The 25,328-nt window shown below is 35.1% G+C and carries 21 protein-coding genes and 1 tRNA gene; 13 read left to right on the top strand and 9 right to left on the bottom strand.

Annotation, left to right across the window (positions count from 1 at the left end; translation table 11 throughout):
• Positions 1-410: 410 nt before the first annotated feature.
• Positions 411-731 (bottom strand): SulP family inorganic anion transporter, encoded by a 321-nt coding sequence (locus tag CLV90_RS01590; protein ID WP_133685776.1) that lies wholly within the window; start codon positions 729-731, stop codon positions 411-413.
• A 413-nt stretch (positions 732-1,144) separates the two neighbouring features.
• On the opposite strand from CLV90_RS01590, the gene CLV90_RS01585 reads away from it, so the two are divergent.
• The 5 genes from CLV90_RS01585 to CLV90_RS01565 all read left to right on the top strand — a co-directional run bounded on the left by CLV90_RS01585 (position 1,145) and on the right by CLV90_RS01565 (position 7,903).
• Positions 1,145-3,001, top strand: coding sequence for a cation:proton antiporter (locus tag CLV90_RS01585; RefSeq protein ID WP_133685775.1), 1,857 nt, complete (start codon positions 1,145-1,147; stop codon positions 2,999-3,001).
• A gap of 143 nt (positions 3,002-3,144) precedes the next feature.
• A complete protein-coding gene (locus CLV90_RS01580) occupies positions 3,145-3,405 on the top strand; it encodes a hypothetical protein (RefSeq protein ID WP_133685774.1) in 261 nt (86 codons plus the stop codon).
• Between the two features lie 336 nt (positions 3,406-3,741).
• Positions 3,742-6,108, top strand: coding sequence for a TonB-dependent receptor domain-containing protein (locus tag CLV90_RS01575; RefSeq protein WP_133685773.1), 2,367 nt, complete (start codon positions 3,742-3,744; stop codon positions 6,106-6,108).
• A gap of 12 nt (positions 6,109-6,120) precedes the next feature.
• Positions 6,121-7,128 carry a sensor histidine kinase gene (locus CLV90_RS01570; RefSeq protein WP_133685772.1) on the top strand — a complete coding sequence of 336 codons (1,008 nt, stop codon included), beginning with the start codon at positions 6,121-6,123 and terminating at the stop codon, positions 7,126-7,128.
• A gap of 10 nt (positions 7,129-7,138) precedes the next feature.
• Complete coding sequence (locus CLV90_RS01565; protein WP_133685771.1) at positions 7,139-7,903, top strand: LytR/AlgR family response regulator transcription factor; 765 nt, start codon at positions 7,139-7,141, stop codon at positions 7,901-7,903.
• Between the two features lies 1 nt (position 7,904).
• On the opposite strand, the gene lepA is transcribed toward CLV90_RS01565, so the two are convergent.
• A complete protein-coding gene (gene lepA / locus CLV90_RS01560) occupies positions 7,905-9,701 on the bottom strand; it encodes a translation elongation factor 4 (protein WP_133685770.1) in 1,797 nt (598 codons plus the stop codon).
• 203 nt (positions 9,702-9,904) lie between these two features.
• On the opposite strand from lepA, the gene CLV90_RS01555 reads away from it, so the two are divergent.
• Positions 9,905-12,307 carry an outer membrane beta-barrel family protein gene (locus CLV90_RS01555; RefSeq protein WP_243835241.1) on the top strand — a complete coding sequence of 801 codons (2,403 nt, stop codon included), beginning with the start codon at positions 9,905-9,907 and terminating at the stop codon, positions 12,305-12,307.
• Between the two features lie 109 nt (positions 12,308-12,416).
• A complete protein-coding gene (locus CLV90_RS01550) occupies positions 12,417-14,816 on the top strand; it encodes an outer membrane beta-barrel family protein (RefSeq protein WP_133685769.1) in 2,400 nt (799 codons plus the stop codon).
• A gap of 3 nt (positions 14,817-14,819) precedes the next feature.
• Here the strand turns inward: CLV90_RS01550 and CLV90_RS01545 are convergent, their stop codons facing one another.
• The 3 genes from CLV90_RS01545 to CLV90_RS01535 are packed head-to-tail and all read right to left on the bottom strand — an operon-like array spanning position 14,820 to position 17,162.
• A complete protein-coding gene (locus tag CLV90_RS01545; RefSeq protein ID WP_133685768.1) occupies positions 14,820-15,017 on the bottom strand; it encodes a hypothetical protein in 198 nt (65 codons plus the stop codon).
• A complete protein-coding gene (locus CLV90_RS01540) occupies positions 15,014-16,408 on the bottom strand; it encodes a radical SAM protein (protein ID WP_133685767.1) in 1,395 nt (464 codons plus the stop codon). The genes CLV90_RS01545 and CLV90_RS01540 overlap by 4 nt, the downstream gene beginning before the upstream one ends.
• Positions 16,380-17,162 (bottom strand): prolipoprotein diacylglyceryl transferase family protein, encoded by a 783-nt coding sequence (locus CLV90_RS01535; RefSeq protein WP_133685766.1) that lies wholly within the window; start codon positions 17,160-17,162, stop codon positions 16,380-16,382. Before CLV90_RS01535 ends, CLV90_RS01540 begins: the two co-directional genes overlap by 29 nt.
• A 184-nt stretch (positions 17,163-17,346) precedes the next feature.
• Here CLV90_RS01535 and dusB point away from each other — a divergent pair, with 184 nt between their 5' ends.
• On the top strand, positions 17,347-18,345 hold the full coding sequence (dusB, locus tag CLV90_RS01530) for a tRNA dihydrouridine synthase DusB (protein ID WP_133685765.1): 999 nt from the start codon (positions 17,347-17,349) through the stop codon (positions 18,343-18,345).
• On the opposite strand, the gene CLV90_RS01525 is transcribed toward dusB, so the two are convergent.
• Positions 18,342-19,547 carry an ABC transporter permease gene (locus CLV90_RS01525; protein ID WP_133685764.1) on the bottom strand — a complete coding sequence of 402 codons (1,206 nt, stop codon included), beginning with the start codon at positions 19,545-19,547 and terminating at the stop codon, positions 18,342-18,344. The two genes, dusB and CLV90_RS01525, sit on opposite strands and share 4 nt — an antisense overlap.
• A gap of 4 nt (positions 19,548-19,551) precedes the next feature.
• Entirely contained in the window at positions 19,552-19,944 is a 393-nt protein-coding gene (gene rbfA / locus CLV90_RS01520) for a 30S ribosome-binding factor RbfA (protein WP_133685763.1), read from the bottom strand.
• Positions 19,945-20,008: 64 nt separating this feature from the next.
• Here rbfA and mce point away from each other — a divergent pair, with 64 nt between their 5' ends.
• The 4 genes from mce to CLV90_RS01500 all read left to right on the top strand — a co-directional run bounded on the left by mce (position 20,009) and on the right by CLV90_RS01500 (position 21,293).
• Positions 20,009-20,413 carry a methylmalonyl-CoA epimerase gene (mce, locus tag CLV90_RS01515; protein ID WP_133685762.1) on the top strand — a complete coding sequence of 135 codons (405 nt, stop codon included), beginning with the start codon at positions 20,009-20,011 and terminating at the stop codon, positions 20,411-20,413.
• A 134-nt stretch (positions 20,414-20,547) separates the two neighbouring features.
• Positions 20,548-20,621, top strand: a tRNA-Ile gene (locus tag CLV90_RS01510).
• A 54-nt stretch (positions 20,622-20,675) separates the two neighbouring features.
• Entirely contained in the window at positions 20,676-20,975 is a 300-nt protein-coding gene (locus tag CLV90_RS01505; protein ID WP_133685761.1) for a GIY-YIG nuclease family protein, read from the top strand.
• Positions 20,976-21,083: 108 nt separating this feature from the next.
• On the top strand, positions 21,084-21,293 hold the full coding sequence (locus CLV90_RS01500; protein ID WP_133685760.1) for a GIY-YIG nuclease family protein: 210 nt from the start codon (positions 21,084-21,086) through the stop codon (positions 21,291-21,293).
• Between the two features lie 272 nt (positions 21,294-21,565).
• Here the strand turns inward: CLV90_RS01500 and CLV90_RS01495 are convergent, their stop codons facing one another.
• Entirely contained in the window at positions 21,566-21,946 is a 381-nt protein-coding gene (locus CLV90_RS01495) for a hypothetical protein (protein ID WP_133685759.1), read from the bottom strand.
• 35 nt (positions 21,947-21,981) lie between these two features.
• The gene (locus tag CLV90_RS01490; protein WP_133685758.1) at positions 21,982-22,293 is read right to left on the bottom strand and encodes a hypothetical protein; all 312 of its coding nucleotides are present in this window, start codon (positions 22,291-22,293) and stop codon (positions 21,982-21,984) included.
• Between the two features lie 381 nt (positions 22,294-22,674).
• Here CLV90_RS01490 and CLV90_RS01485 point away from each other — a divergent pair, with 381 nt between their 5' ends.
• Entirely contained in the window at positions 22,675-25,215 is a 2,541-nt protein-coding gene (locus CLV90_RS01485; protein WP_243835240.1) for a M14 family metallopeptidase, read from the top strand.
• The last annotated feature ends 113 nt before the right edge of the window (positions 25,216-25,328 follow it).

The following is a 25,328-nucleotide window of genomic DNA, read 5'->3' as shown; positions in this document are numbered from 1 at the left end:
TTCAACTTTTGTAAGATTAAACTAATGTAAATAATACACTTAATTATTGATTATTAAGCGATTAACAATTTAGAATTTAACATTTTTAGTGATTATGATAAAAAATGTTTAACTAAATACTGATATATAGCAGATTTAACAATATGTTTCGGCAGTTGAGGTAAAACAAAAAAGCACTATACAGAAACACTTTGGTAAAGAAGTTGATTTAGTTTTTCCCCAAAATACAGTACTGCCTTATCTTCTTAACACTTAATAGGCGTTGCTTTTTAAGATTAAGAATAGATGTGCCATTGGTCTCAATATGATTCTAAGGGTTACTTTCTAAGAAAGTAATGAGCTCATTTGTAAATAGTTCTTGAATTACATTTTTTTGCTCTCCACCTAAGAAAAAAACGCTTATTGAAATCTTAATGGTTTTTTAAACCAATGGAGGCCAACATACCTTCAATCGCAGATGCCGGAAAGAAATCTGCCAATCTGCCCATTTTAAGAATCTCGAAAAACATAAGAATACCTGAGTAAACAATGGCTGCAAGTGTAAATAGCGCAGCATACAGATCACTACCAATAGTTGTAATTACCCCTAAAAGTAGAATCACCAAACCATTTCCAGGACCTCTAATGCTCACATTAGAACTACTCAGAATCACCACCAGTATAACGCTTACATCTGCAGCTATAATAACTGATATAGTGGGGGTCGATTGTAAGAGCAAGTCCCAACCCAAGAGGTATGCTATTAACGACACTACAAAACCAGAAAATAGATTCTTAGGCAGCGTAGCTAAAAATTAAAGGTTTTTTTTAGCTGTCAAATCTAAGTTTTAACCATTAATATATCGGTGGGTATATCCGATAGAATACATTCAATGTTATACGGAAGTACTCTACCTCAAACACTGGTTTTTACTGTAGATTCTAATATGTTTACCTTAAGTGAAGGTGAAAATACGATGTCGAATAAAATAGATTTTTATAACTTGATAAGCAGTCATTTGTTAGGTTGTGCGATAGAATATAGTGCTAATTAGCAAGAAGTCATGTCAACCCCTTAAATCGATGGTTTAAATATGCTTGTTATGGTTTAGTAATTTTGATATATAATGACCTAGAATTCTTATTTTTATCAAAAATAAACTAAATGCTAGAGCTTGCCGGAATTATTATTTTAGGAATACTTGCTCAATGGGTGGCTTGGCGCCTAAAATTACCAGCAATTTTACCTTTAATTCTTATTGGATTAATCGTTGGTCCGTTATCGACATTGTACACCGAAGATGGTTCTAAAATTATTGAGCCAATCTGGAACGGAACCAAAGGTCTTTTCCCTGGCGAAAGTCTATATTATTTTGTGTCTCTGGCCATTAGTATTATTTTATTCGAAGGCGGACTTACACTAAAGCGTTCTGAAATTAAAAATATTGGTCCGGTAATTACCAAGTTAATTACCCTTGGTAGTTTAACGACATTTTTCGGCGCTTCTTTGGCGGCTTATTTTTTATTCGGACTTTCTTGGCAGCTTTGTTTCTTGTTTTCAGCTTTGATTATTGTAACAGGACCTACTGTAATTACTCCTATTTTAAGAAATATTCCACTTAAAAAAGATGTTTCGGCCATACTAAAATGGGAAGGAATATTAATTGATCCCATTGGTGCATTGGCTGCGGTATTGGTATATGAATTTATAAGTGTAGGTGAAGGTCAAGCATATACTATGACCGCATTGATCGAGTTCGGTAAAATATTATTGTTCGGGTTTACTTTCGGTTTCACTTTTGCCCATGCGCTTACATTTTTAATCAAGAAAAGCTTTATTCCGCATTACTTATTAAACGTTGTCTCATTATCGGTAGTGTTGGGGGTTTTCGTTATGTCAGATGTTTTTGCTCATGAATCTGGCTTGTTAGCGGTTGTAGTGATGGGTATGGTGATGGGGAATACCGATTTACCTAATATTAAAGAATTACTTTATTTTAAAGAGTCGTTAAGTATTCTTTTAATCTCGATATTATTCATATTGTTGGCGGCAAACATCAATATCGCAGACCTAGAGTTAATATATACTTGGAAAACAGTCGCTTTGTTTTTATCTATCGTTTTAATAATTAGACCGCTAGGTGTTTTTCTAAGCTCTATAGGGTCTAATTTAAAATTCAACGAAAAATTATTTATTAGTTGGGTAGGCCCTAGAGGTATTGTTGCTGCAGGTATAGCTTCTTTATTTGGTTCTAAATTATTGGCAAGGGGCGAAGCTGGTGCAGAATATATTACACCTTTGGTATTTATGATTGTTCTTGGTACGGTATTGCTAAATGCTACTACAGCTAGAATATTTGCGAAGCTAATAGGGGTGTTTTTAAACAAGTCTGAAGGAATTTTAATTTTAGGAGCCTCTAAAGTATCACGTTTAATAGGAGCGTACTTACATAAAAACGACAGACATGTGGTTTTAATAGATAACAACCAGACGAATATTGACAAAGCAAACAAATTAGGACTAGAAGCTATTTCAGCAAATATTTATTCGGATAACCTAACCGACAATATTGAGCTTAATGACATAGGTTATTTAATGGCCTTGACCGCAAATTCAGATATTAACAGATATGCGATAGATAAGTTTCAAGATGTATTTGGTGAAAATGGATCTTTTAGGTTGGTAGATGTCGATGAAATGGCTGACCCAGAGAATAACCCAAAAGAAGGGTTGTTTTCGCATACCGATGACTTTATTAAATTGACGGAAGCGGCAAGAAAGTACCCTTCAATACACGAGATAGAACTTCATGATACAGAACATTACGAGGGTTTAATTGAGATTACAAAGGCAGATTCAGATATTGTTCCTTTATTTCTGAGAGATTTAGAAGGAGAAATACATATTATCACGGCATTTAGTAAAGAATTCACAGATATTAAAGAAGGATATAAGTTGGCATACTTAGGCAAAATATTTCCTTTAGAAGACCCAAAGAAAGAAGAAGCTCAAGAGAAGTAATCATCCACACTTGGAGTTTAAGTTTATTATATTATTACTGATAAAGGAACTATAGAATGCCTATTTGAATATTACTTTGGCAATAAACCGCAAAATCATTTCGTTAAGGAAGTAAGAAAAACCAACCAAAACCAAATGTTTTTATGAAAAAAGTAGTTTTATTTTTAGCCTTAGCGGCTACCGTATCATTCACAAGTTGCTCAAAAGATAGTGATAACGAATGTAAATCATGTACTGGCGCAGACCAAAAAGTTGAAATTTGTGATAACGGCGACGGAACTTATGACTTAACTGTAGGCGGAGAAAGCAATGGAACATTAAATGAATCTGATTTGGAAGGACTATCTCCTCAACAAGTTGTAGATGCGACTTGTCAAGCTTTAAACTTACTTTCAGATTTTTAATACAAGAATGCTTAAGAATAGAAATGCCCTACATATCTTTTGTAGGGCATTTTTTTTGTATAAATATTTAGTTTTCAACGTCATTATTAGATGCAATTCTAAAAGCTTTATTAATTATTAGCCAAATTTTTTTTAACCTTCAATTTCAACGCTACCACAAATACCTCTTCTAGCACATTTACACTATTTACAATGGTTGTAGGTGATATTTCATTGAAAGTTAATCATAAGAGAGAGACCCAGTTCGACCGTTTTTTATCCCGATTGGGCAGAATGAACTTTAAAAAATAGGGGTCTGACTATAGTTTTACAGTATCAATTAAAAAACGAACTGTCATGAAACTAAAATCAACAATTCTATTTATTGCGCTACTTATCACAGCGGCTACCATAGCTCAAAACACCATCACCGGTATAATCACGGACACAACAGAAGCACCGCTTTCTTTCGCCAACATCATTCTATACGAAGTAGGAAAAGAAAAAGCGGTAACAGGAGTAATCAGTAATGAAATAGGCACTTATTTCTTTGAAAACATTGCAAATGGCAACTATGTAATAGAAGTGTCGGTATTAGGATTTGAAACCAAAAAATCTGATGAATTTCAATTACCGCAGTCAAAATTAATAGTAGATTTTATACTGAACGAAGAAGCTCAGAACTTAGATGAGGTTGTTGTAAAAAGTAGACGACCACAATTTAAGCAAACTGCAGAAAAGCTCATAGTTGATCTTGAAAATTCAGATATGGTGAATACCAATCTTCAAGATGTAGTAAAAAAGGTGCCCGGTATTATAATGACCAATGGTAATGTAAGTTATGCGGGTCAAGGTAATATTAGAATACTGATTAACGGTAAGACTACCGATTATATGGATACGGCAAGTTTGTTAAGAGATTTGCCCGCAGATAATATTTCTAAAGTAGAACTAATACAACAACCAGGGTCAGAATACGACGCCGAAGGTTCTGGACCAATTTTAAACATTATTCTAAAGAAAAATATAAGGTTAGGTACACATGGTAATGTAAAGCAAATGGTGGGCTATGAAAATAGATTTGAGTATGCCACCAGCGCATCTATTGCGAGCTATAAGAACAAACTAAATTGGCAGCTTAGCACGGGTTATCAAAAATCTACATCAAGAGATGATCTAACACTTTCACGTAAAGTTTTGGACGACACCTATAAACAAATTTCCAAATCAGCATTTGATCCTAGAATATTTAATGTGGGGGCGGGTATTGATTATTACTTGTCAGATAAACACACTATAGGTATTAACGGTAGATTGATTAACAATGATTCTGACCGAGTATCTAATAACAACACAACGATTTCTAACGCAACATCAAACATTTCACTTTTTACTGATAATAGTTTCGATAGAAACAGAAACATAAAATCTTTGAATCCGTATTACGAGTTTAAAGATGATAAGAGTAAATTAGTGCTAGATTATAATTATGTTGACTACACCTATGATAATGAAAATAATCTATATCAAGTAGGCACTTCAACTCAGTCCTTCAATAATAGACGTTATTTTCAAGATGCGTCGTATAAAATCAACACCTATAAAACCGACTATAAGCGAACTGTAAATGATAATTTTTCTTGGGATGCCGGTGTTAAGTTTTCAGATGTTAAGTCAGATAGTGATTTACAATCGTTAACAGAGGATGATGAAGGAGTTTTTCAATTTAGACCTGCCGAAAGTAATAGGTTCTTGGTAAATGAAACAATTCTAGCATTGTATTCTAAAATGAACGTAAAGGTTGATAAATGGACCTTCTCTGGCGGATTGCGTTGGGAGGAAAGTGATACCCAAGGGACAGCGACAACTACAGGAGAAACAAGAACAAGAAAAATCTCAAAGCTATTTCCGAGCGCAAGTATCAGCAGAAAAATTACAAATGAAATCAGTGCAAATTTGGCGTATAGTTACCGTATTCAAAGACCATCTTACAGTTCACTTAATTCTTTTGTGTATTTTTATGACCCGTTTACATTTGAAGAAGGAAACCCTAATTTAAAACCTTCGTTCACAAATAGTTATCAATTTAATTTAACCTTTGACAACCAACCATTTTTCAACATCAACTACAGAGAAACTTCGGATCAATTATTTGAGATTATTACCCAAAACGACGTCTCCGCAGAAACCTCTAGAACCATGATCAATTTGGCTGAAAATAAAAACTGGAGTTTCAGTTTTTTCGCGCCATTAGATTTTATAGAAGGTATAGACGGTTATTTTGGCGTACAAGCGAATCATAACGCATATAACTCAGAAAACTTAGAACCTAAATTAAACCTTTCCAAATGGAGTATTACGGGTTTTGCAGGAGCTGAATATGAACTACCATGGGAAATCAATTCTGAAGTATCAACATACTATACTTCTGGCGGCTTAGAGGGCATCATCGAATATGATTGGTTGGCTGGTATTGATATAGCTTTTAGCAAGAGCTTTTTGGATGATAAATTAAAGGTAAGTTTAGAGTTTGAAGAATTGATTCAGAGACCTTTTAATGGGGTTGTTAAGTATGATAATGTAAATGCAACCATAGTTTCAAATTGGGCAAGAAACAACGTATTTTTACAATTGAACTATAGTTTTGGTTCTAAATTCGGAAAAAACAATAAGCGAGAGAATTCTTCAAAAGACGAACAAAACCGTATTAAACAGGACAATTAATACATAGCATATATGAACACTAAACTAAATAAGTCAGACTTTATATTGCTAGGTATTATTATTGGCGTAACATCACTTCTTAATGTTTGGCAATATTATGTTTATGGTAATGACCTGTTAGAATTTATAGTTGATATTCCAACATACATAATTATGGCATGCATTGCTATTGGGTTGTTTATGTATTGGTTGTTGCCAAATTTTTTATTGAAGAATACAAACTACTTCCTGTTCATTAACTTAGCTATTGTAATATTGACCGTTACAGGTTTCATAGAAAACCTTGCCGGGTATTGGTCATGTGAAAATGATTGCAGAACATACCCGGTTTGGCACAGAGCATTATTAGACGGTCTTTTTGCCGGTGCAGATAATGTTGGTATTCCCTTAGGGATTTTGTTGACCAAAAAGTTCTACGAAAGCCAAACTCAAGTCGTAAAAATTCAAAAACAACAGAAAGAAAATGAACTAAAACTTCTACGTTCGCAATTAGACCCGCACTTTCTTTTTAATAATCTAAACACTCTAGATGCCTTAATAGATAGTAATGCTGATAAGGCAAAGGAATATATAAATCGTCTTTCTTTGATCTATAGATACTTAATTCAAACAAAAGACGCTGAGGTCATGGAGTTGTCGGAAGAAATGAATTTAGCGGATAATTATATGTTTTTAATTCAAACGCGTTTTGGTGATGATTACAGTTTTCACATCAATAAGAACATCGATCTTTTAAATAAATTCTTACCCACTGGGGCTATACAGGCATTGTTAGAAAATGTGGTAAAACATAACAAAGCAGGTGGAGAAAACAAAGTACATACTAGTATTGATGTTGATGAAAATTGGTTGACAGTAACAAACAACAAATTAAAATTTGCAGCACCTAAGGATAGTTTGGGTACAGGACTCATCAACTTGAAAGCGAGGTATCAATTACTTTCTAAAGAGATACCTAAAATAGAAGAAAGTGAAACGGAGTTTAAAATTTCCATTCCAATTATCAAATTAAGTAACTAATTAGAAGCATATGAACCTTTTAATTTTAGAAGATGAAATACCCGCATATCAGAAATTACTAAGTCATCTTAAAACGTTTTTTGATGATGATATAACAAATCACTGGGCAAGATCTATTGTAGAGGGTAAATCGCTTTTAGAAGCTAATACATACGATCTTATTTTATCTGATATTAAGTTGTTAGACGGAATTTCTTTTGACTTGTTTAATCAGGTTGAGGTGAGTTGTCCAATAATATTTTGCTCTGCGTATGATGATTATTTGTTCCAAGCATTTAATACGAACGGGATCGCCTATATCTTAAAACCATACACCAATGCTGATTTTATAAAAGCTTTAGAAAAGTATCAATCTCTTTTTAAACAGGGAGAATATGATAGTAAGCTAAGCAATGAAACATTAAGTGCATTAAAATTGGCACTGCAAGATGAGCAGATCAATTATAAGAAACGGTTTGTAATCAAAAGACCTAATGGCATTCAGCTCTTGAACACTTCTGATATTAGTATGATAGAAGCCTCAGGAGATTTTTGCATTGCTACCGATCAAGAAGGCAAAAGGCATCCGATATCTCAAACAATTGGGAGTATTGTACAACAGCTACCACCCAAAAAGTTCTTTAGAATCAACCGTAGCGAAATTGTACATATCGATTTTATAGAACAGATTGAAAGTCATTTTAAAAACCGATTGCTTATAACGATAAAGGGGTGTAAAGAAAAATCGATGACCAGTACTTCTACCACTTCTGATTTTAGAAAGTGGTTAGAGTAAGTTAATCGTTCAACTTTAATACCGCCATAAATGCTTCTTGTGGCACTTCTACATTACCAACTTGACGCATACGTTTTTTACCTTTTTTTTGTTTTTCAAGAAGTTTACGTTTACGAGAAATATCACCACCATAACACTTAGCCGTTACATCTTTACGCAAAGCCTTAGTTGTCTCTCTAGAGATGATTTTTGCACCAATAGCAGCTTGAATAGGAATATCAAACTGTTGTCTTGGTATCAGTTCTTTTAGTTTCGAACAAATCTTCTTACCAATATTTACGGCATTATCAGCATGTAATAAAGCAGAAAGTGCATCTACAGGCTGTGCATTTAACAAAATATCTACACGAACTAGTTTAGAAGGGCGCATGCCTATAGGTGTGTAATCGAAAGAGGCATACCCTTTAGAAACTGTTTTTAAACGGTCATAAAAATCAAAAACTATTTCTGCCAAAGGCATGTCGAAATTAAGTTCAACACGCTCGGTAGTCAAATAGGTTTGATTGGTAATTATACCACGCTTTTCAATACACAAAGACATAACGTTACCTACGAAATCAGCTTTCGTAATAATGGTAGCTTTTATATAAGGTTCTTCAACATGATCAATACTTGACGGATCGGGTAAATCAGTTGGGTTGTTTACAACAATTGGAGTATCGGGATTTTTACGCGTAAATGCATGGTAACTAACATTGGGTACCGTAGTAATTACCGTCATATTGAACTCACGCTCTAAACGCTCTTGAATAATCTCCATGTGTAGCATTCCTAAGAAACCACATCTAAATCCGAAGCCAAGTGCAGCACTACTTTCTGGTGCAAATACAAGAGAAGCATCGTTCAATTGTAGTTTTTCCATAGAAGCACGTAGCTCTTCAAACTCATCGGTATCAACCGGATAAATACCCGCAAATACCATTGGTTTTACATCTTCAAAGCCGCCAATAGGGTTTTTAGTAGGGTTTGCGGCATCAGTAATCGTATCACCTACTTTAACCTCACGAGCATCTTTAATTCCAGTAATTAAATAACCAACGTCACCAGCTTTTACACTTTTTTTAATTTCTTGAGTTAATTTTAAAGTGCCTACCTCATCGGCATAATAGTCTTTGTCTGTTGCTACAAATTTTATTTTTTGTCCTTTTTTAATTTCACCGTTTATAACTCGAAAATAAGTTTCAACACCTCTAAAAGGGTTGTAAACAGAATCAAAAACCAAAGCCTGTAATGCTTCGTCTGGGTTGCCTTTTGGTGCAGGAATACGCTCAATAATAGCACTCAATATTTCTTCAATACCAATACCTGTTTTTGCAGATGCTGGTATAACATCTTCGGCTTTACAACCTAAAAGATCTACAATATCATCGGTTACCTCTTCTGGGTTGGCACTTGGTAAATCTACCTTATTTAAAACGGGTATAATTTCGAGGTCATTTTCTAGTGCTAAATATAGGTTAGAAATCGTTTGAGCTTGAATACTCTGTGCAGCATCTACCACTAACAATGCACCTTCACAGGCAGCAATTGATCTAGAAACTTCATATGAAAAATCTACGTGACCAGGAGTATCAATAAGATTTAAAATATATTGCTCGCCCTTATAGGTATATTCCATTTGTATGGCATGACTTTTTATAGTGATACCACGCTCTCTTTCAAGATCCATACTGTCTAGTAACTGTTCTTTCTTTTCTCGATCGGTAACAGAACCGGTAAACTCTAACAGTCTGTCTGCCAGGGTACTTTTACCATGGTCAATATGTGCAATAATGCAGAAATTTCTAATGTTTTTCATAGCGGTAACAGTAATAATAATGCTAATTTAAACCAGGATCAATGCCCGGCACCAAAGAGCAATTGCAAATATAATCTAATTTATAGCGCTAAGCTTGAGTGCAGTTACGTATTTATTATTGTAAAGATTACTTTGGATTACATATATTGTAAAGGATTACAACGTTTTTTTAATTAGATTTGACCACCAACCCCGAATAACCATTGAAACTACTAACCACCATTATATTCTTATTTTTAGCAATGACCCATGTTATTTTTGGTCAAACCTTTGAATTAAAAGGAGAAGTCAAGAATCAATATCAATCACCCGTAGCGTTTGCTTCTGTTTTTATATCGAACGTATCAGATTCTGTATTGGTAAAAGGCACATCTGCAGACGAAAATGGTGCTTTTTTATTCTCTGATATAGCAGAGGGTCTCTATTTTTTAAAAGCATCTTATGTAGGTCAAACTTCAGAAAATTTAGCTATTGAGATAGTTAAAGACACTAAAATAGGCGCTTTGATTATAGAGGAGCAGGCAGAACAATTAAATGAAGTTACAGTTATTAGTAATAAACCAGTTGTAAAAAGAGAAGTTGACCGAATTGTTTTCAATGTCGAAAACACGGTTATCTCTCAGAACAGCTCTTGGGATATTCTTCGTCAAACACCAGGAGTCATTATGATGAATGATGAGTTGAAAGTAAGAAATCAAGTAACAACGGTTTATATCAATAACCGTAAAGTGCAATTGTCTTCAGAAGAGGTTAGAAGTCTGTTAGAAAACTACCAAGGCGAGAATATAAAATCTATTGAGGTTATTCATAATCCGCCAGCAAGTTATGACGCCGAAGGTGGTTCTATTTTGAATATTGTCACCAGTAAAAACCTTTCTGTAGGCTATAAAGGCAATGTAAATGCAGGGTATACGCAAGGGGTGTTTCCGAAGTACAATTTTGGAACATCACATTTTTATAAGACAAAAAAGTTAAATGTAAACGCAAGTTACAATTACACCCCAAAGAAGGAGTTCAAGAATACTTTGAGCAATACCAATTTTATGGATAATACCGGTATTACTTCTATTTGGGATACAGATTTTGATCAAGTAATACGTACTAATACCCATAGCGCAGGGGTATCGGTAGATTATCAATTTAACGAAAAGAACTCCCTAAGCTTAACAAGCAACGCACAGTATCAACCAAAAAAGGATGCTGATTTTTTTCAGGAAACTACCATTAAAAACAGCGTAGGGGTTTTAGATTCAATTTTTACATCAAACAGTTTTTTAAGTGAACAAAAGCATAATATTTCGGGCGACCTTACTTTTAAACATAAATTTAAAGACCAAGGAAATTTAACTGTAAATGCACACTATACAAATTTTGGTTTAGACCGAAATCAAGATGTAAACTCAGATTATTTTCAGCCTAGTGGCTCATTTCTGCGCGATTTTAATTTCTCGACTATTGCCGATCAACAGATAGAAATAAAGACCGCTCAAATAGATTATAGTGATTATTTTGGCAGCGTATTTTTTGAAACAGGGGCAAAAGGTTCTTTTATTGATTCTGAAAGTAGATTAGATTATTTTCTACAGAATAATGGTACGCAGTTTATACCCAATCTTTCTGATGACTATACCTATGACGAAAGTGTGTATGCGGGTTATTTTAGCCTTTCGAAAGACTGGGATAAATGGAGTATAAAAACAGGGTTACGTGCAGAACAAACAGAAAGCACGGGAGTGTCTGTAAATGTATCAAACATTAATGAGCTTAGTTATTTTGAACTTTTCCCTTCATTGTATATTCTGCACAATATCAATGACCACCATAGTCTATCTTTTGATTATGCCAGAAAGGTACAACGCCCCAGGTATGAGAATTTAAATCCGTTTAGAACATATAGTAATGAGCGTATTTTTGTAGAGGGCAATCCTAATTTGATACCAAGTTTTATTCATAACTTTAATTTAAACTATACGCTAAATCAAGAGTATTTTTTTGATTTTTACTACCGTGATAATGGCAGGTATATTTCGGATCTTACTTTTCAAAACAACACTGATTTTGTATTAACCGATAATTTCCAAAATGTACTAGGAAGTACTTCTTACGGTTTCGATTTTACCTATGGTAAGTCAATTACAAATAATTGGTATTTGTACAGCTATATGTCTTTCTTTCATGAAGAAGAAACTTTTATAGCTTCCCAAAGCGATGCATTTTCATACACCAATGAACTTAATGGTGCATATATTGATATTACCAACTATATAACCCTTTCTAATGATGGTAGTTTTAAGGGCGAGTTAGGTATTGTGTACCTTACGGGTTGGTTAGAAGGATCTTTTATCCAAGATGAGACTGCAAATTTAACCATAGGATTAAGAAAATCATTTTTAGATAATAGAGCTGTATTAAGCGTTAGTGCAAATGACCTTCTTGGAAAATATAATGCCTATAGTTCTTCTCAATACTTAAATCAAAATAATCGCTACTTGGCAGTCGAAGAAACCCAATATGTAAAATTTGGCTTCACCTACAACTTTGGTAATTTTCGCTTAGAAGATAACCAGCGAGATATAGATAAAATAGAACGCGAACGTCTTGAATAAAGCTAACTATTTAACTATCAGAACCTTTGTTTTTTATTAAGAAAAATTTAAGAATTCTGTAAGATAATTCAATATTACTTTCCTACATTTAGTTGTTATATGCACACTAATGACTAGGAATTTACACTTAACACTACTGTTTTGTCTTACGTTTTCTTTAGCGTTTGCCCAAGATTTTTTAATTAATGGTGCAGTAATAGATGACAATCAAAACCCAGTTGTTTTAGCGAATGTAATCTTATTGACCGGTGAAGGTGAATTCATTAAAGGCACGGTAACAAATGATCAAGGTTTATACGAGTTTAAAGCGGTTACCCCTGGCACTTATAATATTGTTGCTAGCTACATAGCAAATACTATTGAGAGTTCTAATATTTCAATTACAGAAAATACTGAAGTAAAGCCCTTAATTCTTAAAAGTTCTCAAGAGTTAGATGAGGTTGTAGTTACTCAAAAAAAGCCGGTATTAGAACAATTAGCAGACCGTCACATTTTTAGTGTTGAAAACACCGCACTATCTGATGGTGATATTTGGGATGTACTAAAACGTACCCCTGGTGTTATGGTAATGAATAATCGTTTATATATTAACGGTAGTCCTAATGTTAATGTGATGATTAATGGTAAGCTAGTGAACTTACCAGAAAGCGATATTGTAAACCTTCTTACCGGTAGCTCAGCCAGCAATGTAGAAGCTATTGAAGTAATTACGAGTCCGCCAGCTAAATACAGTGCCGAAGGCGGATTACTGATTAATATTAAAATGAAGAAAAATCTGGTTGCTGGGTATAATGGTGCCGTATTCAATAGATATACACAAGGGGTGTTACCAAAACACACGTTAGGAACAGACCATTTTTTTAAAGGAAAAAAGATAGATTTCTCCACCAACTATAGCTTTAGCCATAATAGAAATTGGACAAGATATACCGACATTACAACCTACTTGGAAAACGGACAAGAAAACGAAATTTGGACAGCGGAACAAAAAATAATCGATAAGAAGAAAAGTCACAATATTAATCTCTTTTTAGATGTACAATTAAATGAAAAGAATACCTTAAGCATAACTTCTACCTCTAATTTATCGCCAAACGGAAATACAGATTATTTCTCAATTACAGATATTAATACTATCGATGGCGATTTAACCGCTAGGTTAGATGGTTTAAACGTACAAAATGATGATTCGTACAACACATCAAATTATCTAGATTGGGTGTATAAATTAAATGATAAAGGGGCAGAACTAACCACTAACGCTCATTTTACTTACTATGATTCTAAACAGAGCCAAGTATTGAACAATAATATTACACAAGGCTTTACAGAGAATACATCAGAAAACACATTGAATATAGGGTCTGATCAAATTATAAACCTTTTTAGTGCACAAACAGACCTTACACTACCGCTAACAGAGCAATCTGTAATGGAAACAGGCTTGAGAGTGGCAACTATCAATTCTGAAGCAAGTATTATGCAATCTGGGTTTGATGATTCGGTAGACGGAATAAGCCCTACAGAATCTGGTTTGTTTGATTATGACGAACAAATTTATGCAGGCTATGTCAGTTTGAATAACAATTGGGAAAGTTGGAAATTAAATGTAGGTTTAAGAGCAGAGTATACAGATACCGAAGGTAATTTAGATATGTCGGCTTCTCTAAATACAACTTCTTATTTTAAACTTTTTCCTAATATGGCGCTTTCATATAAAAAAGAAAAAAATGCCTTTTATTTAAAATACTATAGAAGAATTACAAGACCGAGATATAGCAGCATTAATCCATTTCAATTCTATTTGACGGCAAATTCTCTTTACGAAGGTAATCCTAATTTAAAACCGGCTTATAGTGATTATTTGCAGTTCGATTATGTCTATGACCGCGATTATAAAGTGGTATTATTTGTCAATAGAAAATCTAATGAACAAGCGCAACAGATTATCCAAGACAACCAAACCAATATATTAAGAACTCAATATATAAATTTAGAATCCAATTATTTTTACGGGATCGATGTAAGTGTGTCTAAAGAACTTACATCGTATTGGTATCTATATGCTCTTGTTAGTCATTATCATGACAAAAAGACCTTTAAAGACCTGAATACAAATACCATAGTAGAGAATTCTATTTGGACCACCTTTATTCGCGCCAACAATTACTTTACGCTTCTTAAAGATGAATCACTTTTTGCCGATGTTACCTATACGTATTTTTCACCATACATTAGTGGTAATGCAACATCGGAGTCTTTTAGCAAATTAGGTCTGTCGTTTAGAAAAACCTTTTGGAACAAAGACGCAAGTATTTCTTTAGGTATTGAAGATATTTTTAATAATGGAAATACATTTTCAACTAGAAATTATCTGGACCAACAAAACACAGTTAGCAGTAGGGTCGAGAATAGATTATTTGTTCTAGGCTTTAGATATAAGTTTGGCAACACTAAAATTCGCGATAATTCTAAGAAGAAGAATACCGATGAGGGCAAACGATTATAGTTGTTATACCATCATAGAACCGCATATGCCTAGGCTTATTAGGCAATATACCCCAGCTAAAATCATAAAGACTTTACCTGCCTTTTTCTTCTTATTATAAAATAAAATTGCCCCAATAATAATGAACAATAGTGCGGGACCGAACATTATTAGAAAGATTAAAACAACTAATCCATCTAGATTACCAACTTCTAAAATCATATCATTTCGTTTTGTAGTTCCTTTAATCGTTCGATCTTATCATCTCTATAAAAGAGGTTCATGGTTTCAAAAGGGATAATCTTATAGTCCTTATTTACAATATGCACACATGACTTTTTTATGGCACGAACGTCAAAATTGTGGGCATCTATAAACTGCATGATAATGATACGAAACAAATTGTCATATCCAAGTTCGGGCGCATCAATTTCTGGTAGGCAGCACATAATACTCTTTAGATTTTCAGATGCTTTTTCAACGGAATTTCCGGTACTAAACAGCTCAATCATTTTACCGTGTAGCTGTTCATCTTGCTCGTAAATAATGGTATTTTTGCCTTCGTTTAATAAGTCATCAGGATTTATGAATCTAGTTAACGGATTCACCTCATCACCCAGTTTTAAAGCATAAGCCATCACCAATGCATCTGGGTTACAGGGAACAGGTATTAAATCGTCCGACTCAAAAATAGGGGACTGTTCCAAAATTTTTCTGCGTACTTCTGTTAAGGTGATACGGTTTTCATCTACTTCAAAATTCTCTAACCTACCTGCTATTTGGGTAGGCTGAAAAGTGACTCCGCGTACACACTTTTGCTTTAAGGCAAAATCTATGGTGCTTCCCATTTCGTGGTCGTTCAATCCTTTTTGTAGCACAACTACTAGTGTGGTAGAAAGGTTCAATTTATTTAGATGTTCTAATGCCTGTAAACGAACATCGGATAGGTCTGCTCCGCGTAAGGTTTGCAGTACCTGGTTGTCTAATGAATCAAACTGTAAATACACTTCAAAATCTGGTGCATAGCTGGCTAATCGCTTAGCAAACTCAAAATCTTTCGCAATTTTAATTCCGTTGGTATTCAACATTAAATGCCGAATTGGTAGGGACTTGGCGTAATCTAGTATTTCAAAAAAATCGGGGTGTATAGTGGGCTCACCACCACTAAGCTGCACCACATCTGGTTCACCCTCGTTCTTTACAATAACATCGAGCATTTTCTTTATTTCTTCAAGCGTTCTATGCCTACCATAAGTTGGCGATGATCCTGCGTAACAGGTAGGGCAGGTAAGGTTACAACGATCAGTTAGTTCTATGACCGTAAGGCAAGAATGTTGCTCATGGTCAGGGCAAAGTCCGCAATCATAAGGGCAACCGAAATGCGTTTCGGTATTAAATGTTTTCGGGTATTCAGAAGCCTTATTATAATTTCTAATGTTCTTGTAATACTCAATATCATCAGCTATAAGCACTTTAGATCTACCATGCTCTTTACAATTTTTAAGCATGTATACATTGCTGTTTTCAAAAACGATTTTAGCATCTACCCGTCGTAAACATTCTGGGCAAAGGCTTAATGTAAAATCATAATATGTATAGTTTTTTTCGGACATATGTAATTCCCTGAAGGATGAATTTATAGTAGTAAACCAAACAAATTAAACATAATATTTGAATGCTGCTTAGACCAAGGGTGTAAAAACTGTTAGGTTTTAGAAACTCGATAAAGAAACGAAGGGAAAAATAACTGACCATAAAGAGCTTAAAAAGATCTCCGTTCTTAAAAGTAATATTCGCTTTTTGAAGTCTACGGATGATAATAAAAAGCACCGTTAAAAACACCACTTCATATAACGCAATAGGATGCCTTTGAATACCATCACCTAAGTCCATACCTGTAAAAAAGGAGGTTTCTTTGCCATAGGTAAACTCTTTAATACCCGATAAAAAGCAGCCGATTCTTCCAATGATAATGCCTAGGATAATAGGTGCGGTAAATAGGTCGCCAGAAGATTGTTTTTCATCAATAATCTTCTTGGCGAGTTCCACGCCCAGTAGACCACCAAAGAGTCCGCCCATTATGGTTTTATTGTTCAGATTGTATAGCCAATCTTCTTGAATATGTGCCACGGGGTTTTCAAAAAATGCGACTAGTCTAGAAAGAAATAAAGCTCCAAAAATGGCACCTATAATTATAGATAGTCGGTTGTTAGATGAAATGACATCAGTACTTCTTTTACGTAGAAAAACATAATATCTGAATGCGAGAAAGAACGCCAAGTATTCAAGAATAAGATGCATGTTTAATTTTACACCAAATACAACAGGCTCATAAGGTATTGAGAAAATAAGGAGCGAATTAATCATGAATTTATTGGTGGTAGATTTAGGAGTTTAAAAGACCAATTTCGTCACTAATTTACGCTCTTTCTATAACAAGTATTCGAGTCCGTGATTACAGCCTTCAAGACCATACAATTTATAGAAAAGTCTACGTAATGCCCTTGTCGTATTTTTATATAACTTTGCAACCCAAAATTAAAATACGCCCGTGCCCAAAATAGGAGACATACAACTGCCTGATTTCCCGTTGCTTTTAGCACCGATGGAAGATGTTAGCGACCCACCATTTCGTGCCCTTTGTAAAGAGCAAGGAGCAGATGTGGTTTATACAGAATTTATTTCTTCGGAAGGATTAATTCGTGATGCCGAAAAGAGTGTCATGAAATTAGATATTTATGAAAAGGAACGCCCAGTAGGTATTCAAATATTCGGCGCTAATTTAGAGAGTATGCTGCAGTCTGTAGAGATTGTAGAAAAGTCGAAACCAGATATTATAGATATTAATTTTGGTTGCCCTGTAAAGAAAGTAGTATCAAGAGGAGCAGGAGCCGGAATTTTAAAAGATATCGATCTAATGGTATCTTTGACCAAGGCCATGGTAGAGCACAGTAATTTGCCCATTACGGTAAAAACAAGACTAGGTTGGGATGATGATTCTATTAGAATTGTTGAGGTTGCAGAACGGTTACAAGATGTAGGTTGTGCGGCAATTTCAATTCATGGTAGAACCCGTGCTCAAATGTATAAGGGTAATGCTGATTGGAACCCCATTAGAGACGTTAAGAACAACCCTAGAATGCATATACCTGTATTTGGTAATGGTGATGTCAATTCTCCGGAAACGGCCATGAAAATGCGTGATGAATACGGATTAGATGGTGCCATGATCGGTCGTGCAAGCATAGGTTACCCTTGGATTTTTAGAGAAATAAAACATTTCTTTGAAACGGGTACTCATTTAGCTCCACCAACGATGGAAGAACGAGTAGATGCCGCACGTCGTCATTTGCAAATGTCTATAGATTGGAAGGGTGAAATATTAGGTGTTTTCGAAACCCGTAGGCATTATACCAACTATTTCAAAGGCATTCCTAACTTTAAGGAGTATCGCATGAAAATGGTGACTAGCGATGATTCTGCATCAGTATTTGCTGCCTTTGATGAGGTATTAGAGAAGTTTGGAGACCACAAGTTTACTACCGTTTAAAGATCAACCAATTTTTTATTGATTCGGCTACTTGCAATTTTAGATGCAATGATACCTAGTACAATAATGGTAGCAAGAACAATGACAATATTGATGAATTCAAATTTCACAGGATAAGCCAACGACGGCGTAATTTTCAACCAGCTAAAAGCAAGTTGTGACCATACGATTAGCACACCTATTAAGACTCCAATAAATCCGCCGAAACCGGTTACTAAAATTCCCTGTACAAAGTAAATTCTACGTAGTTCTTTAATTGTTGTACCTAGGCTATAAAGGGTTTTAGAATTCTGCTGCTTGTCTAAAATCATCATGATTATAGCACCTACAACATTAAAAAGCGCGATGATAAGTACCAAGGTAAAGATGAGGTATGTAGCCACATTCTCGGTATTCAACATTTTATAGAGCGTACTATTCAGTTGTTGTCTGTTTTTCAATTGCACATTAGACCCTAAAATAGATTGAATTTCTGAACGTACAGCACTTGGTTCTACACCTTCATCCATCTTAAAATTAATACCAGAAATAGAAAGGGAATCTTTTTCAAGTAACGCTTGCGTCAATCGTAAATCGGCAAATACATATTTATTATCTAAATCAGCCTCAACAGCATACACACCGCCAATAACCATGGGCAGTTGATTGTAGAGCGATGAAATACTTTGTTGCGAAATAGAGCCTTTACCAGGTTTAAAAGCATAGATCTGCATGGGGCTTCGAAATTGGTTGATGGTTACCCCTAAAATATTAGCAATGCCCAAACCTGATACCACTTGAGTGTCATTAATAGTCCAGTCGCCAATGTATAGCGTACTATCGACACCGGTTACTTTAGTATAATTACTATCAACACCTTTTATGTAGGCAATATGGTTTTTGCCACGATGCTCAAGAGATACTTTTTCTTCGAGCTCTTTGGAGTAAAATGCGAGCCCGTCTACAGAATGTAAACGTTGTTCTTGTTCAGGAGTAATGGTAAAAATCTTTCCGGCTACGGGCGAAGCTTTTAAATCTGGATCAAAAGATTCTGTAAACGAAAGACTAAATGTTTTTAATCCGGCGAAAGCCGAAAGCACAATAAACAGTGCTGCAGAGCCAATAACTATAACTAAAAAGGTAATAAAATTAATAATGTTGACCGCGTTCTGGGTACTTTTAGAACGCACATACCTTTTAGCGATATAGAGAGGAAAATTCAACCGATCAGCTTTTTTTACGTTTAGGCAACAAATCTCTGTTTTCTATTGGGTTTTCTTCGCGTTTTAATGACTTTTCAATATTCTCAATGTAATCTAAAGAATCATCAAGGTAAAACAACAACTCGGGTACTCTACGCAATTGGTTGCGTGTACGCTGAGAAAGTTCATGTTTAATAAGTGGCTGGTTAGACTTAATCCCTTCCATTAATTCGCCAGCCTTATCATTTGGGAAAATGCTTAAATATACTTTCGCGATAGATAAATCGGTAGTCACCGCAACCTTAGAAACGGAGATAAGCGTATTTCGTAGTCCGCCATCAATGGCAGCCTTTTGTAGAATGTCTACAATATCTTTCTGAATGACTCCAGCTATTTTACGTTGTCTTTGCGTTTCCATACTGCAAAAATACATAGAAATTGTATCTTAACCCCTATATGATGTACACTGAAGCAAATAAGGCATGAAAAAGATTGAACATTTAGGTATAGCGGTAAGGAACATGGAGGATTCTAATGCGCTTTTCGAGAAATTATTAGGCGTAGCTCCCTATAAACAAGAAGAAGTAGCATCGGAAGGCGTAATGACTTCTTTCTTTAAAAACGGACCTAATAAAATAGAGCTTCTAGCAGCCACAGAACCAGACGGACCTATAGCCAAATTCTTAGAAAAAAAGGGAGAAGGCATACATCATGTAGCTTTTGAGGTAGAAGATATCGTCGAAGAAATGAAACGGTTAAAAAAAGAAGGCTTCACATTGTTGAATGAAAAACCTAAAAAAGGTGCTGATAATAAGCTAGTAGCCTTCGTTCACCCAAAGACAGCAAATGGGGTGTTGGTAGAGTTGTGTCAAGAAATTAAAGAGTAAGCTTTATTTTGTTTGTGACAGTTAAAAATAAGTAGTAATATTGCATCCGCAATTCGCGGGTTTTGTAATAACTGGTTTGAGCACCGGTTTAAATCTAAATATGATTTTACAGAACAACACATAGAATTGTTACCGGTCCTATAGCTCAGCTGGTTAGAGCACCTGACTCATAATCAGGTGGTCCCTGGTTCGAGTCCAGGTGGGACCACATTTAAAACTCCATTAAATCATTTGATTTAATGGAGTTTTTTTATTTTTAGGCATGTCCTCATTCACTTACATTCTACATAGTAAAGCACTCAATAAATTCTATATCGGTGCATGCCATGAAGATTTAGAACAACGTATTGAAAATCACAATGCAGGTACTTATGGTACAAAAAGTTTTACTTCTATCACACAAGATTGGATTTTGTTTTTAAAGATTGATTGCGATGATTATGCCCATGCAATTCGACTAGAACGAAAAATAAAATCCATGAAAAGCAGTGTTTACATTTGGAACTTGACTAAATATGCCGAGCTACGAGATAAAATATATAATGAAACCAGGAGCACCTGACTCTCCCGATAGCTATCGGGACAGGTGGTCTTCCTTTAAGTAAGGTGGGACCACATATAAAACTCCTTTAAAATCACTAGATTTAAAGGGGTTTTTTTATTTCCAATCATGTCTTCACATACTTACATTCTCCACAGTAAAGCACTCAATAAATTCTATAACGGTGCATGCCATGAAGATTTAGAACAACGTATTGAAAATCACAATGCAGGTACTTATGGTACAAAAAGGTTTACTTCTATCACACAAGATTGGGTTTTGTTTTTAAAGATTGATTGCGATGATTATGCCCATGCAATTCGACTAGAACGAAAATAAAATCAATGAAGAGCAGTGTTTACATTCGGAACTTGGCTAAATATGCCGAGCTACGAGATAAGATATTTTGTGAGATGAAGAACACCTGACCTCTCCCGATAACTATTGTGACAGGTGGTCAACTTTTGGATAGGTGGGACCACTTTTAAAACTCCATTAGATCATTTGATTTAATGTAGTTTTTTATATTGTAGAACGAACTTCTTGTAATAGTTTATAGCATGGGTTCAGAATAAATTAGTATTCATCAATAGGTAATTTAGCTATTAATCTTAATTATCTGCACTAAAATTGTCTTTCTGAAATCCTTCAATGCCTATAAATAAAATGAGCCCTAGGGAATAGGCAGCAACATCTAAAATATCTGCCGTGTACCGCTCATTATAACTAGGAAGTACCACCTCAAAATAAATTATGAATAGGAAGGTCGTTATAATTTGTAGCGGCAAAGGGAGTACTATGTGTTCGTCAGATTTTATATATCGGATACTGAAGAGACCTATTTTGAGAACAATGGGCATACACAAAAAATCGTTCAGATAATTGTTTATAAGTGTTGGAATATCAGCATTATAGCGTTGGAGCAGGTATACTAAGAGTCCAGTAATTATAAATACGGGAAAATAATATTTCTTTACGATGGTTTTGAACATTTTAAGAAGGAAATCTAACAAAAACATTTGATAAGCTAAGCGGCAATATAGCCGAAGACTAAAGCTAAAAAAGAACCTATGGCGAGTACTACGATCCAAATAGAATAAAAAAAGCGAGAGATATAGCGAATAAAAATGTTTTCATGAACCTTCGCATTTTCAAAAAATAAAGTGATATCGTTTTTTTCTTTCACCTTTATAGAAGCCAACTTTTCCTTGTTCTTTTTCTCACGTTCTAACCTTCTTTTAAGGTTGATGTTTATAATATTTCCGCAGTTCTCACAATAATCGCGATTTAAGTTTACGGTCCCGCAATTTTGACAAATTCTGTAGCTTTCATTACTCATAGCACCATATTAGTTGTAGTCCTGAATAAATCAAGGATAATTTTCAATAAAAATAGGAAAACACCAATAATTAAGTTTGTCGTATTAATAAGAATGGTGCTCTATATGAGTACTATTTATTTTGAGTGTGATGTAATTCTAACAAAAATAAAATCTATGTGCAGAATAGTTTAATTATTTGGCAAGAGAAGTAGGTTTAAATTACCAACAATAAAAAATTAGCAAGTTTTCCTATTTTACTCTTTTAAGAATTTATTTTTCTATTTCCATTTGTTTAAATTACTGTTCAATTCAAACTAACTCAAGATGATTTTAAAATTTAAATGCTACAAGTTCGTCTTAATGGCGCTCCTACTATCTAGTTCGTGCATATCTCTGACGATGGCACAAACCGTACCTACTCCCGAAGATGTATATGGTTTTAAGGTTGGTGCCGATTATAAACTGGCAGACTACAGCCAAATTGAAGACTACCTTTCTAAACTAGACGCTTCTTCTGAACGCGTTAAAAAAGTAGAAATCGGAACTACCGTATTGGGTAGAAAAATGTACATCTTATTTATTTCTAGCGAAGAGAACCTTAAAGATTTAGACAAATGGAAAGACATTAGTACTAAACTAGCTCGTGTTCAGGTTTCAAATGACGAGGCTATGAAACTATCTGAAGAAGGTAAAGCTGTGGTTTGGATCGATGGCGGTATGCACTCTACCGAATTGGCGCATGGGCAAATGACATCTGAACTGGCGTATACTTTGACCACATCAGAAACTACAGAAATGAAAAAAATCAGGGAGAATGTCATTACGATATTGATGCCTGTAATGAATCCTGATGGGTTAGATATTGTTGTTGATTGGTACAAAAAGAACTTAGGCACCGCTTATGAAACATCGCGACCTCCAATTTTATATCACTACTACATGGGTCATGATAACAACCGAGACTGGTTCATGAATACCATGCCAGAGACGTATAATGTTACTAAGATATTGTACAATGAGTGGTATCCGCAGATCGTGTATAACCACCACCAATCTTCACCATCTTGGACAAAAATATCATTACCACCATATGCAGATCCAGTAAACCCAAGAATTCACCCAGCGATTACTGCAGGTGTAAGTGAGCTAGGTTCTGCAATGACCAAAAGATTTTCATTAGAGAATATGCCAGGTGCAATTGCCGATAATTTCTATACCATGTTCTGGAACGGCGGTGGGCGTACAGTGCCATACTACCATAATATGATCGGAATTTTAACGGAGACCGGACATACATCACCAACACCAAGATTCTATGATCCAGAGAAATTACCTAAAACCGTTGCTGGTGGCACACCAACCGATGGTACAGATATTATGTACCCGGACCCATGGAAAGGTGGCGAATCTCATTTTCGCGATGCTGTAGATTATATGTTGACTGCAACTTGGGCAACGCTAGACTTAGCAGCAGACCGTAAGAGCAATTACCTGTACAACATTTACAAAATGGGAGCTTCGGCAATTGAAAAGTCGAAAGAAGGAGGTCCGTTTGCTTACATAATCGGGAAAGATCAATGGGATGCTTTTGAGTCTGTAAACTTGGTAAACGTTTTGCTTAAAGGCGGAATCGAAATTGAAAAAACAACCAAAAGTTTTGAAGTCAACGGAAAGAAATATGAAAAAGGTGCTTATGTAATTTATACGGCACAAGCGTTTAGACCTTATTTGATGGATTTGTTAGAGAAGCAAAATTACCCAACACGTTTTCAATACCCAGGTGGACCACCAGATACTCCATATGACTTAGCAGGTTGGACATTGCCTATGCAAATGGGAATTGCGGTTGATAAAATTGCAGAGCCTTTTGAGGTAGCAACTGAAAAGGTATTAGACGAAGCATCATATTATGAAGGTGATGTAAAGGGGAATGCTTCCTTCGGATATTTACTAAGTGCCAACACTAACGCATCTGTCATTGTCACCAATAAAGTATTAAAAGCAGGTGGTACGGCGTATAAAACAAAGGCATCCTTCAAATCGGGGAAAACAACATATCCGGCAGGTGCTTATATCGTCTCTGGCGGTAGCGCTTCTGTTGAAGATTTGGCAGCTGAATATGGTTTAGAAGTAATAGGATTATCCGCAGAACCTAAAGTAGAACTAACGAAAGTACATGCGCCTAAAGTAGGATTGTACAAGTCGTGGGTTTCTAATATGGATGAAGGATGGACTCGTTTTATAATGGATGAATATTCGTTCGAAACCGATACCCTTCACGATAAAGACATTCAAACAAAAGATTTATCTCAGTATGATGTTTTAATATTACCGTCGCAACGACCAAAATCAATTTTACATGGCAATTCAGCTTTGTCCATGCCAGTGAAATTTACTGGTGGCATTGGTTTAGAAGGATCATTGGCATTGAGCAATTATGTAAAAAACGGAGGTACGTTATTGGCTTTTGATGAAGCAAGTAACTATGTCATAGAGCAATTTGGTTTACCATTAAAAGATGCGACTGAAGGCACAGAGAGTACAGAGTTCTTTATCCCGGGTTCATTGATTAAAACAGGCATAGATACTACACATCCATTAGCATTTGGTATGCAAGACACGGTTGCGGTTTCGTTCAATAAGAGTCGAGCTTTTGTTATTGATAAGCAAAGTAAAAAAGGGGAAGGTGGTACAGAAGACATTAAAGATGCACCGTTACCAGAAGTTGAGGTAATAGCCAATTATGCAGAGAAAGATTTGTTGATGAGTGGCTGGGCAATGGGCGAGAAAAAGTATATAGCTAAAAAACCGGCTATGGTAAAAGCGAAATATGGAAAAGGCGCTGTGGTGTTATTTGCATTCAGACCACAGTTTAGGGCACAACCAAGAGGAACGTATAAGCTTATTTTCAACTCCATTTTTGAAGGAGCTGCAGAATAGTTAAATACTAAAAAACTAATAATATTCAGGCGCAGTAGAAATATTTGATGTAAGCTTCGATAATTATTTAGTAGAAATACCTTGCAAATGTAAAAACGAATTTTTCTTTTTAA

Origin of the sequence: Maribacter spongiicola (assembly GCF_004364165.1) — a bacterium.
GTDB classification, from domain to species: domain Bacteria; phylum Bacteroidota; class Bacteroidia; order Flavobacteriales; family Flavobacteriaceae; genus Maribacter; species Maribacter spongiicola.
Note: the sequence above shows the minus strand (reverse complement) of the source record. Positions and strands in the feature narration are given on the sequence as shown.

Bases quoted from the DNA above. Each gene is read 5' to 3' on its own strand.
- CLV90_RS01585 (WP_133685775.1), top strand. From the start codon at position 1,145: ATGCTAGAGCTTGCCGGAATTATTATTTTAGGAATACTTGCTCAATGG.
- CLV90_RS01580 (WP_133685774.1), top strand. From the start codon at position 3,145: ATGAAAAAAGTAGTTTTATTTTTAGCCTTAGCGGCTACCGTATCATTC.
- CLV90_RS01575 (WP_133685773.1), top strand. From the start codon at position 3,742: ATGAAACTAAAATCAACAATTCTATTTATTGCGCTACTTATCACAGCG.
- CLV90_RS01570 (WP_133685772.1), top strand. From the start codon at position 6,121: ATGAACACTAAACTAAATAAGTCAGACTTTATATTGCTAGGTATTATT.
- CLV90_RS01565 (WP_133685771.1), top strand. From the start codon at position 7,139: ATGAACCTTTTAATTTTAGAAGATGAAATACCCGCATATCAGAAATTA.
- lepA (WP_133685770.1), bottom strand. From the start codon at position 9,701: ATGAAAAACATTAGAAATTTCTGCATTATTGCACATATTGACCATGGT.
- CLV90_RS01550 (WP_133685769.1), top strand. From the start codon at position 12,417: ATGACTAGGAATTTACACTTAACACTACTGTTTTGTCTTACGTTTTCT.
- CLV90_RS01545 (WP_133685768.1), bottom strand. From the start codon at position 15,017: ATGATTTTAGAAGTTGGTAATCTAGATGGATTAGTTGTTTTAATCTTT.
- CLV90_RS01540 (WP_133685767.1), bottom strand. From the start codon at position 16,408: ATGTCCGAAAAAAACTATACATATTATGATTTTACATTAAGCCTTTGC.
- CLV90_RS01535 (WP_133685766.1), bottom strand. From the start codon at position 17,162: ATGATTAATTCGCTCCTTATTTTCTCAATACCTTATGAGCCTGTTGTA.
- rbfA (WP_133685763.1), bottom strand. From the start codon at position 19,944: ATGGAAACGCAAAGACAACGTAAAATAGCTGGAGTCATTCAGAAAGAT.
- mce (WP_133685762.1), top strand. From the start codon at position 20,009: ATGAAAAAGATTGAACATTTAGGTATAGCGGTAAGGAACATGGAGGAT.
- CLV90_RS01505 (WP_133685761.1), top strand. From the start codon at position 20,676: ATGTCCTCATTCACTTACATTCTACATAGTAAAGCACTCAATAAATTC.
- CLV90_RS01500 (WP_133685760.1), top strand. From the start codon at position 21,084: ATGTCTTCACATACTTACATTCTCCACAGTAAAGCACTCAATAAATTC.
- CLV90_RS01495 (WP_133685759.1), bottom strand. From the start codon at position 21,946: ATGTTCAAAACCATCGTAAAGAAATATTATTTTCCCGTATTTATAATT.
- CLV90_RS01490 (WP_133685758.1), bottom strand. From the start codon at position 22,293: ATGAGTAATGAAAGCTACAGAATTTGTCAAAATTGCGGGACCGTAAAC.
- CLV90_RS01485 (WP_243835240.1), top strand. From the start codon at position 22,675: ATGGCACAAACCGTACCTACTCCCGAAGATGTATATGGTTTTAAGGTT.